This is a genomic window from Myxacorys chilensis (assembly GCF_059505265.1).
Genome location: NZ_JCACKG010000110.1, coordinates 1 through 10,850 on the forward strand (window position 1 = coordinate 1; position 10,850 = coordinate 10,850).

The window sequence follows — 10,850 nt, forward strand, 5'->3', positions numbered from 1 at the left end:
TGGCATAAGCGATCGCGGTTGCACGACCAATTCCTGAAGTTCCGCCAGTGACTAATGCCACCTTGTCTTTCAGCATCATGATAGTTACCTCTTGTTGTGAATGGCTGTGTCACTTTGTCAAAAAACTCAATGAGCAATACGTGTAGGAGCCAGCAATAAAAAGCGCCTCCTACAACCAGGATGAGTACGATCCTGGCTGCGTGCCCCATAAATTCAGTCCCGCCAGTTCCATGCCGATCAATACTGACCTACGGCGATCGGCAACTCACGTTCAATGGTTCGCAATCGTTGCGAAAAATCAATCAAGATACGTTGACGAACTGCATCTGTTTGGCGAACGGGGGCATAAACAATCTGCGGAGCAAGAACGTCAAAACCAGCGAATTGCAGCATCCCTCGCTGAATTGGGCGCAGAATAGCATGGATATCACCGTTAAAACCGCCTGCAAGATAGTCCTCTTCTGTTCCACCTGTGGTCAACGAGAGCATTGCTTGCTTACCTCGAAATCTGCCTGTTTCATAAATATGTCCATTACCGTAAACACGCCCCATAACAAAGACGCGATCGACCCACCCCTTCAAAATTGCAGGGACACTGAACCACCACAAAGGGAATTGCCAAATCATCAGATCGCACCATTCCAGTTTTTGGATCTCAGCTTCAATTTCTGGAATGAATCCTCCAACTTCAGTTGCATACATCTCTTCAAGTTGCTGCTTAAAGTAATCAGGATCTTTGACAAACGTAAAGTTGCGGCGATCGGATGCAGGGTCAAATCTCATGGTATGGAGATCTGAATATTGAACATCATGCCCAGAGTCTTTGAACGTGTCAATTGCTGTCTGAAACATTGCTCCGTTAAAGCTTTTCGACTCTGGGTGTGCAAGAACAATCAAAACTTTCATGTGAGTTATCTCGTTTTCTAAGTTTCTAAACTTTTGCTAGGGCTGGATAATCCAGATAGCCTTTTTCACCACGGGTATAGAACGTGGCTGGGTCAGGCGAGTTGCGATCCTGGTTGCAAAATAGCGGGTTTAGGCATTGATATTTGCTGGCTCCTACACTTAGTCGCGATCGCTGGCACGATCGATCAGTGCGTTTGAGGGCAAGCTCGGATCAAGTACCTTACGCGCACTGTCAACGCCCACGACGGGAAGTGTACCCGGATCGAGCAAGCCAAGTTGAATCAATACACTTGCCTGATCCCAGTAAATGTGTTCGTGGGCTATCTTGCCGTCACGAAACCGAATAATCGCAACTACTGGCACTTCAACCCGTTTCCCGGTGGGAGCAACGCCAGGTAGCATCCAGTCAATCTGGATCGTATGAGTGAACTTAGCCACCATTTCATCGACGAGTTGATCCGTTCCGATCGTGCGCGAGATTGGGGTCAACTTCATGTCCGGCGGCATCTGTGGAATGAGGTATTTGGAATAAAACTCGCGCAGTACTGGTTTCCTGACGCCCCCAGTCATTACCGGGATGTGGTTAACGTAAGCATCTTCAACCATCGTAGCGAGGGCATCTTCAGTACTGTGAGTGCCAAACTCGTGCTGTAAATGCTCTTCCCAAAGTGCTTGCAAAGACTCCTGGGCTGGTGTCAAATTGGTAGTTGCTTGTAAATTTGCTTGTCCGTCTACAGTATGCTCTTTGACCATGATTAAATACTCCTGTTCTATCTATCTAAAGTGTCTTGAGTTCCAATGCTTGACTGCTTTCAGATTCTTGTGATGTTAGTGAATTTGTTTCAATGAACGTATAAGCATTCAGCGCCTGTTTCACGAATCAGTTGGGCGGTTTTTTCACCTTTTGCGTCGCGTCTACCGGAGAACACGACTTTTGCTCCAGCAGCACCGAATGCAATTGCTGTTGCTCGACCAATTCCTGATGTGCCTCCGGTGACTAACGCCACTTTATCTTGCAGTATCATTCTGTTTCTCCTGTTTCAATCAATATTGACTTTCAAAAATTGAACTCCGATCTCATCTCAGCCCATGCCAGCGATTGCCATCACCGGGATAGTGAGCAGGTTGAAAACGACGTGAACGACGACGGCGGGTCAGATCGAGGTTTTGATGACGAAAGCCCTTAACTCGACCATCTTGTCGCCGCGAAAGCGCCAGACATCGCAGTACGAGTAATGAGCCGCCTTCCCGTCTTCGTCCTTCAGTGTGATGTCGCCGAGTGCCGTGACGAAATCACCCTCAGCGATTAAGTTGGTGACCGTAAACTTTGGCGGCTCTATGTATGTCTCTGCTATATATTGGCGAACGGCTTCTTTTCCGTTGAGGGTCTTGTCGCCTACAAACGTCCATTGCGTGTCGTCGGTGCAGAATGACAAGAATCCTTCATAGTTGCCTGCTGCGTTCGCCGCATTTGCCGCTTCTAAGACAGCTTTATTGTTCTCTGACATCTGAATCTCTCCTCTATTCAAGTGGATGCTTTAACGGAACGGTCTCTCTACCAGCGCATTCTTCTCCTCAGCGTAGTCAGCGATCGCCCGCCATCATCTGCCGCTAGCAACCTTTCGTACTCAACTAACTATCTTTGTATGGTTGGCGTGCAACGGGATTGTTATGCAAGTTCCAATCCATGTTGACCTTCAGCACAAAATCAAACTCCGATCCGTTTAGCAATTACCTGAACTGATAGGGCCGTGGTCAATCAGTACTAGGATGCTATCTTCTGGGCGAAGCAGTCCTTCTAAGCCGCCGAGCGATTCGCTATGACGGCAGATTTTCTCCGCCACTTCTTCGGGACTACCGACCAGTAACGCGCCGGTTGCGCCGCGCTGCGCGTCAAAAGCGGCACGCGGCACTCATGGCTTCAGAACTCCGCGCCGCTCATGGCGGCCATGAACGCCATCGGGTTCCAGTATTCGCGGTAGTTGACGATCAATCCATTCTTGAAAGTCATAAACGTGGCGTAGCTCATTTCATAGGGGTTGCCGTTGCTGATCACCCGACCTGAGACGCTCCACTCGGCAATGGCCATGTTGGGGTCGTCGGTGGCGTTGATCTTTAGCGTGGGAGTACTTTGAATGTCGATGACGCTGGGATAGTTCTTCAAATACTCGTAGATGGCCGCGCGGCCGACCAGCTTCCTGGATGCCACGTCGGGCGCAAAGGGAAACTCGACCACAATGTCTTCGTCGCAGAGTTCAGCCCAGCCCTTGATGTCTTTGGTGAGGAAGGTGTCCAGACTGCGCTTGAACAGTTGCACTGCGGTCAGACCCGCAGGTGCGCCGGGATTGGTGATGGCGAGCGTGGCTTCGCTATGGAGGTGATCTTCTTGCATGTGATTTTGTCCAAGTTAAAGTTACAAATGTTGACTTGCCCTGCATGCGGCAATCTCGGGGCTATGGTTCAGTCCGGTTGTGTTGCTGTCGCTGATCGGGTGCTCCACTCAAGCTACCCATGCGGGTATTCATCCCATAGGGACCAACGTCCAGCGGCTTCACAGTCGTGAAACCCGATGCGCGCTTATGGCCTGCAGCTAGGGCTAACGCGATGAAGTTTCGATGCTCGTCGGAGACTTCTTCTGCGCGATCAGATCTTGATGAAGTTGTGCTCAGCCAATGAACCAAACGGCAAAGACGCAATCGTGCCGCCAGCTTCCAGAGTGCCTAGATCCACAGGGAAGAAGCCCGTGCCGTCAATGATTTTTCGCACTTGGGTTTTGGCATCGGCGGCGTCACCTGAGTAGAACAGCACCCGCTGTCCACCAGACACTTTAGGCTCCTGCAATAGGTTCACCTCCAGATGATTAAAGGCTTTCACTACGCGTGCACCCTGTACGTATTGCTTGAACACCTCGCTGGAGAATTTGCCGCCTAGATCAATAGCCCTAATACCGTAGGCTGCCAGCGGATTGCTGGGGTCTTTGGCATCAGGTGAATCTGGGTCGAGGAATTCAACTGGGTTGGTGCTGTCAATGACGATGCGACCATTCCATGCAGGCAGAGCACTGAATACCTTCTCTGCATCGACCCAGCGCACAGCCGCAATGACGATGTCGGCGCTGGCGGCTTCGGCAACAGTGCCGGCCTTTATGGAGGGGCCCACTTCGGCCACAAAGTCAGCCAGCGATTCCGGTCCGCGTCTGTTGGCTATGGTGGCTGCAATACCATTTTTTGCCAATATACGCGCCAGGTTTGAGCCGAGGGCTCCTGAACCAATAATTCCGATACTCATACCGATGTTTGCAGAGTTTTCTTGACCAAGGGTACTGTAAGACATGAGAGGTTTCTCCTTTGTAAATCGATTTAGCAATTACCAACGCCGTGAAGCTGGTCTAATTTTCTGTAAACTTCAGCACAATTTTGCCCCGTGTTCCTCCCTGCTCTAGATGTTGATGTGCCAGAACGACCTGATCCCAAGAAAATACTGAATCAATCACTGGGCGAAGCTGATGACGCTCGATGAGTTTTGTCAAAGCCTCTAATTTTGCTCGGTACTGAGGTGAAAAAACAAAATGAATCGTTAGATTCTTGCCCCATGCTTCAAGAAGCGATTGCGGTATTGCAACGTCTACAATGCTTGCAAGCCTACCAAAGGGACGAATAATTTCTAGACTACGCTGAATTGTTTCTCCGCCGATCGTATCGAGAACTAAATCCACACCCAGTCCATTTGTTTCTTGACGAATGACTTCTACGTAATCTTCATTTTTGTAATCAATTACCCGATCGGCGCCCAGTTCTGTCACGAAATCTCGGTTTCTAGCACTACAGGTCGCAAAAACGTATGCCCCTATCGCTTTGGCGAGTTGAACTGCGATCGAACCCACTCCACCTGCACCCGCATGGATGAGAACTGTTTCACCAACTTGTAGATTGCCCCTAGTCACTAGACAATCCCAAGCAGTTCCGCCTGCAAGCGGAAAAGAAGCTGCTTCAATGTGCGATAGATTTGCAGGCTTCAATGCAACAATCGCTGCATCAGCCACGTGATACTGAGCGTAGCTACCGAATTCTCCAAAAATTTGCGGCGAGTAATATACGTTGTCTCCCACCTTGAAATCAGTCACAGCTTCGCCAATTGCCTCAATTACCCCTGAAACATCGACTCCAAGGATGGCGGGTAATGGAACCAGTTCCTTGTAATCACCACGACGAGTTTGGTAATCGACCGGGTTAATCGAGGTTGCACAAACTCTGACTAACACCTGATTCGCCTTCAGTGTTGGTATAAGAACAGTTTGAATCTCAAACTTCTCAGCATCACCAAACGCAGTTAATACGGCTGCCTGCATAGATTCCATCTGTGCCAACTCTCCTTTTCGAATAAACAGTGATGGGATTTCGATATCACTCAGCGGCGGTAACTCCCTAACTTCACAATGACCCCATTGCGGCTTGTGCAAGACTTACGGAACAATTGCAGTCACGCGAATTTCAATCCGCATCGTTGGAAGTGCAAGAGCTGCAACTCCGATCTCTGTCCAAATGGGGGCATGGTTGGGCATGTAATGACGAAATAGCTTGACCATCACATCGTTAACCTCTGGGGGAAACCCGCCAACATGGTAAGAATTGATGTGGACAACATGCTCCCAACCCGCACCAGCAGTTGCCAAGGTTCGCTCTACGTTCCGAAACGCCTGAGCGATTTCGTCCGCAAGCAATTCGGGAATTTGCAGATTGTCATCCACCCCACCTTGACCGGATGTCTCCACGCGATCGCCAATTTTTACCGCTTGCGAGTAATGCAAGTTATTCAACATGTATTCCCCATAACCAGGAGTGACAAAAAACTTGGGCTTATCCATGGTGTTCCTTTGTTCAGCACGTTTGACTTGAGCCGATAACGCGTCAGCGGACTTCCCTGGCTTCTGGGGTGGTTAGAAGACACTTTAGACATGGTGATGAGTTCTCCTGGGAATACCGCATTGAATTCTCGTTTGATCCAACTTGATATAATGAGTTCCAGCCCTCAGTTTCTTCCAGATTCTTACGATATCAAGGACGATCGCGCCAATCAGGGCGCTTGTCATGACGGTTGGCTTCACCGATAGGTTCAGGTGAGTTGGGCAGGCTTGCAATGCCGTCTGAGCAACTTGAGTGTTGCTAGTCACGTCCTGCCACAATAATCTTTTCGGCTAAACTAACCGGGTTAGAAAACATCACCTCATGACTACCGGGCATTTGCACGAACCGAAATTGCCCTAAGCGACTAGACATTCTGGGATGCCAGCCCCACTCGCCTTGAGGCAGGGCAGTGTCTTCTGTACAGTAGAGGTAACTTTTAGGAATCGATAGCGAGTAAAACTGCTTCAAGTCCAGCTTGTCAATCAATGGTTGATACGGTTCAGGCGATAATTGTGCGTAACTGGATTGAGCCAGTTCGAGGTCAGCATCGTTGAGAAACGCTTCTCGCCAAATCTCAAAAGGCATCGTTATTGTATTATCGTCCGATTCTCTCGCTAGATTGTCGAGTAAGGCTTGAGAGTCCGGTGGGAGGTTATCTCTAATGCTCTCCTCATCATTCAGGATAAAGGCATTGAAGAAGATGAGTCGTCGAATGCGATCGTGAATCGCTTCAGCAACTTTCGCAATAATTGTTCCACCGAAACTATGACCTAACAAAACGATATCCGTTAAGTCTTTGCTAACAATGTAATCGACGATCGATTGCGTGCATTGAGCATAGTTGACGTTTTTATTCACGCCTTTTCCATGACCTGCGATCGTGGGAGCAAAAGCTTGATGTCCTTTTGCTTCTAGTTGATCAATAACTGCTTGCCAAGCAGAACCATCATGCCATGAGCCATGAACTAAGACAAAAGTTGACATAAAATCCCTCCTTCAGATGTACTCTGAAAATCAAGCTCGTCTGTTCTCTCTTGAAATGAGTTAGTTCAATGTGAGTCCACCATTGATCACTAAGGATTGTCCAGTGATGTAGCTGGCAGCATCAGTCCAAACAAACCTGCAAGTGCGGAGGTTGATCAGGCTTAGGACGGCATCAAGAATTTCACCGCCTACATTCTCGAATTAAAAACTCAAGATTGATCTGCTTGATGATGCTGTTTGAGACCTGCAACGAGGTCGGTCACTTGACGTTGAGCCTCTGCGCTCAGGGAGTCAAAGTCGTCTAAGAAGAATTGACGTTCTAGCGTTAATTTCCGGGTATTGAGCAACCCTTCGATCTGCCAACCTTCGTCGTGTTCCGCTGCGAAGTAAAGCGGCAGCGAATCTCGTGACGGTGAAGTTTCAGTTTGTCCGGGCAGTATTACCCTGATAACTACGTGCATGAGCGCGAGTTGCGAGTTCACGAAGCGGACAAAATTTACCTCACCCTCCAAGCGTGTTTCTTTGACAACCGTATCGAACGCTTGCTGATGAAATGCAGCGATTTCTTTTCGACCCTTCAGATGGGTGCCATCGAACGTGAGAAATCGGCAGTTTCGCTGAACGGGGCAGCAAAGCCTTCACCGCTGCCTCGATTCCAAGCCTCAATCATCTGGTGAAGGAAAGCACGGATTGTCGACTCGTCAGCAGTAGTGGTGGTTTGAGCTGTTTGTGAATTCATATTTTTGGGCACCTAAATTAAAATGATGCGGTTGCCTCAATTTCACCCAATGTTTCTTTTGAGCTGTATGTAGAACGATGGCTAGGTTGTCTACGATCGTGAGCATATTTTAATTGTTCAAAAGTGGTGACATTCGCGTGCCAATCAGTTCAATGGAGTGCATCAGTTGGGCGTGATTCATCTGCGCGTTGTCCATTTGAAACGTGACTCTCGAAATGCCGCCGAGCGATTCGCTGTGACGGCGGATTTTCTCCGCCACTTCTTCGGGACTGCCGACCAATAACGCGCCGGTCGCACTGCGCTGCGCGTCAAAAGCAGCGCGCGTAACCGGCGGCCAGCCTCTCTCTCTGCCGATTTTAGTGAAGGTTTCGGCGTAGCCCGGAAAGAATTCTTCAACGGCTTGCTCGGTCGTGTCGGCGACATAACCGATTGAATGCAATGAAACTTTCAATGTTTCGGGAGCGTGCCCGGCGTACTCTCCGGCATCGCGGTATAAATCTATGAGCGAGCGAAAGCGATGCGTTTCGCCGCCGATAATGGCAACCACGAGCGGCAGTCCAAGCATTCCGGCGCGGCGGAAAGATTGCGGCGTACCGCCGACCCCGATCCAGATGGGAAACGGTTTTTGCAGCGGACGCGGATAAATTGCTTGGTTTTCCAGCGCGGGGCGAAATTTACCCGACCAATCGACCGTTTCATTGTCCCGAATTTTGAGCAAGAGTTCGAGCTTTTCAGCGAAAATCTCGTCGTAATCGCCGAGACTAAATCCGAATAGCGGAAAGGCTTCGGTGAACGAGCCGCGCCCGACAACCATTTCGGCGCGACCTTTTGAAATCAAATCGAGCGTGGCGAACTGTTGAAACACGCGCACCGGGTCAGCCGCGCTCAGCACGGTAACCGCGCTGGTTAGACGGATGCGTTCGGTGCGTGCGGCGGCAGCGGCGAGAATAACCGCGTTTGCCGAATCTAAAAATTCATGCCGATGATGCTCGCCGATACCGAAGATATCCAAGCCGGAACGATCCGCCTGCTCTATTCTCTCCAGCAGTTCGGCGACAGACTGCGTGGCATCCGCCGTTTCACCATTCTCACTCGTTCCAACTGAGGCAAAACTGTCAATTCCAACTTCCATATCATTTTCCAAGCATTTTGCGCATGAAATAGACTTATCCAAAACAGTAGAAAGCCTTGCTGTACGAGCTAAGCTGCTGTTCTCTCGCTCAGCAAAGAACGCCTAACCATCGTCAGCTCAGAGGGGGCGCGCTACTATCGCGATCTGAATTATCAGGGAGCGGAATGAATTCAGTTTCACCGGGAACCGCCGGGAAGCGGCGGTCTTGCCAATCTCGTTTTGCCTGCTCGATACGCGCTGAGCGGCTCGACACAAAGTTCCAGTACTTTGTGCGATCGCCCACTGGTGCCCCGCCGATAATCATTGCTTTTGCCTCAGCCCCCCCACGGATATCTACTGATTCATCCGGCGCTAAAACGGCTAAACGATATGGCTCTAAAGGCTTTCCATTTACGAATAGGTCGGATGTGACGCTATAAACTGCCCTTTCTAAACCTTCTATTGGCGCTAGCTGAAATTGACTACCCTCCGTGAAAACGAGCGACAGGTAAAGAGTAGCAGAGTAGGTTTTAACTGGTGATTGGTGAGACTGGTAGCTACCGGCGATCAAGGTCACGCTGGTGCCTGTTTGAATCCACCTCGGTAAATCAGTCGCCGCATAATGTGAAAAGCTAGGTTCAACTTCTTCAGCGATTTCGGGGAGGGCAATCCAGGTCTGAATGCCGTGAAGAGTAGATTCTTTCTCTCTAAAGCTCTCGGGCGATCGCTCAGAATGAACAATGCCTTTGCCCGCTGTCATCCAGTTCACCTCGCCCGGAAAAATCTCTTGTACTGTACCTAGACTATCCCTATGCAGAAGGCTTCCTTCAAACAAATAGGTAACCGTCGCTAGATTGATGTGTGGATGGGGTCTAACATCGACGCCTTTTCCAGCCGGGAAAATAGCTGGGCCTAAGTGATCAAAGAAGATGAAAGGTCCAACCATTTTTAGGGCTTCACTCGGTAAGATTCGCTGTACGCTAAACCCACCTAAGTCATGCTTTTCAGGCGTAATTAATTGCTGAATACTCATTTTTGTACGATCCATTCTGAGTTGACGTTGTGGACGAAGATACAATCTTAATTCTGTTTCTGCTTCAGATTCTTGCCTAAATTAACTTCAATGTAATGAGTTTCAAGACTCGATTTCTTTCAGATTCTTAGGGCAAATTTTCAGATTCTTATGGTGCTAACAAATCTGCTTGGGGGTCTTTCCCGTGAATCGCTTGAAGTGCTGCGTCAAATGGCTTTGACTGGAGAAGCCGACTTGTAGGGCAATGTCTGCGATTGCCAAATCTGTTTTCGATAGCATCAACTTTGCCTGTTCCACGCGCTGTTGGATCACGTACTGACGGGGAGAAATTCCCATTGTTTGCTTAAACAAACTCGCAAAGTAAGTCGGACTGATATTGATCACTTCTGCAAGCTCAGTCAGTGACAAATCTCGATCAAGGTGAGTACGAATATAGCCGAGTACTTGCTGTAATCGGGTGTGCGTTAAGCCTTTGTGCTTGGCTTCAAGGGTTCGTGTTGTAATTGTTAGCATGGTTCAAAGATTGGCAATTTGCTCAACAAAACAGGTAAAAATTAGCCATCGCGCATTCGATCACTACAGTATTTTGCATTGCCGATCAACTACTGCGCTGCATAGCCACCATCAATCATCAACGTTTCACCTGTTATGAACGATGCCATGTCAGATGATAAAAACAGGACTGCATTTGCAACTTCAAGCGGTGTGCCAACTCGTCCGATCGGGTGAAGTCCTGCCAAGTAAGCTTTGGCTTCATCTGTAACTGCTTCAAACATATCTGTTTGGATTGCCCCTGGTGCCACGACATTGATACGAATACCCGCTTTGGCATATTGGAGTGCAGCAGCTTTGGTTAAGCCTACTACCGCATGTTTACTCGCAGTGTAGAGGAGTATGGTAGGAAGTGCAACGACTCCAACCGCAGATGCCATATTGACGATTGAGCCACCTCCCTGTTTCAACATCTGAGCGATTTCATATTTCATCGACAACCAAACGCCTTTGACATTGACGTTCATAGTGCGGTCATATTCTGCTTCTGTTTGCTCAATCAATGAGGGATTTTCGCCAGCTGTTCCTGCATTATTAAAGGCAATATCCAGCCGACCAAAAACGCCAACCGCTTTATCAACCATTGCTTTAACATCGGCTTCTTTCGTGACATCTGCTTGC

Annotated in this window: 17 protein-coding genes; 1 reads left to right on the plus strand and 16 read right to left on the minus strand. The window is 49.0% G+C overall.

Annotated elements, in window-relative coordinates; translation table 11 throughout:
• Positions 1-237: 237 nt before the first annotated feature.
• The 12 genes from AC5JLB_RS08265 to AC5JLB_RS08320 form a co-directional block, all read right to left on the minus strand.
• Positions 238-906, minus strand: a complete 669-nt coding sequence (locus tag AC5JLB_RS08265; RefSeq protein ID WP_495873351.1) for an NAD(P)H-dependent oxidoreductase — start codon at positions 904-906, stop codon at positions 238-240.
• Positions 907-1,065: 159 nt separating this feature from the next.
• Positions 1,066-1,659: an ester cyclase gene (locus AC5JLB_RS08270; protein WP_495873352.1), complete on the minus strand. Its 594-nt coding sequence runs from the start codon at positions 1,657-1,659 to the stop codon at positions 1,066-1,068.
• Between the two features lie 89 nt (positions 1,660-1,748).
• On the minus strand, positions 1,749-1,931 hold the full coding sequence (locus tag AC5JLB_RS08275; RefSeq protein WP_495873353.1) for an SDR family NAD(P)-dependent oxidoreductase: 183 nt from the start codon (positions 1,929-1,931) through the stop codon (positions 1,749-1,751).
• A gap of 129 nt (positions 1,932-2,060) precedes the next feature.
• A complete protein-coding gene (locus tag AC5JLB_RS08280) occupies positions 2,061-2,414 on the minus strand; it encodes a nuclear transport factor 2 family protein (RefSeq protein WP_495873354.1) in 354 nt (117 codons plus the stop codon).
• Between the two features lie 216 nt (positions 2,415-2,630).
• On the minus strand, positions 2,631-2,819 hold the full coding sequence (locus AC5JLB_RS08285; RefSeq protein ID WP_495873355.1) for a hypothetical protein: 189 nt from the start codon (positions 2,817-2,819) through the stop codon (positions 2,631-2,633).
• Positions 2,820-2,827: 8 nt separating this feature from the next.
• Positions 2,828-3,298, minus strand: a complete 471-nt coding sequence (locus tag AC5JLB_RS08290; RefSeq protein WP_495873356.1) for a nuclear transport factor 2 family protein — start codon at positions 3,296-3,298, stop codon at positions 2,828-2,830.
• 251 nt (positions 3,299-3,549) lie between these two features.
• The gene (locus AC5JLB_RS08295) at positions 3,550-4,239 is read right to left on the minus strand and encodes an NADPH-dependent F420 reductase (RefSeq protein WP_495873357.1); all 690 of its coding nucleotides are present in this window, start codon (positions 4,237-4,239) and stop codon (positions 3,550-3,552) included.
• Between the two features lie 55 nt (positions 4,240-4,294).
• On the minus strand, positions 4,295-5,263 hold the full coding sequence (locus AC5JLB_RS08300) for a zinc-dependent alcohol dehydrogenase family protein (RefSeq protein ID WP_495873358.1): 969 nt from the start codon (positions 5,261-5,263) through the stop codon (positions 4,295-4,297).
• A gap of 105 nt (positions 5,264-5,368) precedes the next feature.
• Positions 5,369-5,770, minus strand: a complete 402-nt coding sequence (locus tag AC5JLB_RS08305) for a RidA family protein (RefSeq protein ID WP_495873359.1) — start codon at positions 5,768-5,770, stop codon at positions 5,369-5,371.
• Positions 5,771-5,854: 84 nt separating this feature from the next.
• Positions 5,855-6,076: a hypothetical protein gene (locus tag AC5JLB_RS08310; RefSeq protein WP_495873360.1), complete on the minus strand. Its 222-nt coding sequence runs from the start codon at positions 6,074-6,076 to the stop codon at positions 5,855-5,857.
• Positions 6,069-6,794, minus strand: coding sequence for an alpha/beta fold hydrolase (locus tag AC5JLB_RS08315; RefSeq protein ID WP_495873361.1), 726 nt, complete (start codon positions 6,792-6,794; stop codon positions 6,069-6,071). Before AC5JLB_RS08315 ends, AC5JLB_RS08310 begins: the two co-directional genes overlap by 8 nt.
• A 209-nt stretch (positions 6,795-7,003) precedes the next feature.
• Entirely contained in the window at positions 7,004-7,357 is a 354-nt protein-coding gene (locus AC5JLB_RS08320; protein ID WP_495873367.1) for a nuclear transport factor 2 family protein, read from the minus strand.
• On the opposite strand from AC5JLB_RS08320, the gene AC5JLB_RS08325 reads away from it, so the two are divergent.
• A complete protein-coding gene (locus AC5JLB_RS08325; RefSeq protein WP_495873362.1) occupies positions 7,250-7,471 on the plus strand; it encodes a hypothetical protein in 222 nt (73 codons plus the stop codon). The genes AC5JLB_RS08320 and AC5JLB_RS08325 overlap by 108 nt on opposite strands.
• A gap of 171 nt (positions 7,472-7,642) precedes the next feature.
• On the opposite strand, the gene AC5JLB_RS08330 is transcribed toward AC5JLB_RS08325, so the two are convergent.
• From AC5JLB_RS08330 to AC5JLB_RS08345, 4 genes are all read right to left on the minus strand, one after another.
• A complete protein-coding gene (locus tag AC5JLB_RS08330) occupies positions 7,643-8,665 on the minus strand; it encodes an LLM class flavin-dependent oxidoreductase (protein ID WP_495873363.1) in 1,023 nt (340 codons plus the stop codon).
• A gap of 112 nt (positions 8,666-8,777) precedes the next feature.
• Entirely contained in the window at positions 8,778-9,677 is a 900-nt protein-coding gene (locus tag AC5JLB_RS08335) for a pirin family protein (protein ID WP_495873364.1), read from the minus strand.
• 156 nt (positions 9,678-9,833) lie between these two features.
• Positions 9,834-10,190: an AraC family transcriptional regulator gene (locus tag AC5JLB_RS08340; protein ID WP_495873365.1), complete on the minus strand. Its 357-nt coding sequence runs from the start codon at positions 10,188-10,190 to the stop codon at positions 9,834-9,836.
• An 89-nt stretch (positions 10,191-10,279) separates the two neighbouring features.
• A partial coding sequence (locus AC5JLB_RS08345) for an SDR family oxidoreductase (protein ID WP_495873366.1) occupies positions 10,280-10,850 on the minus strand: 571 nt, incomplete at its 5' end.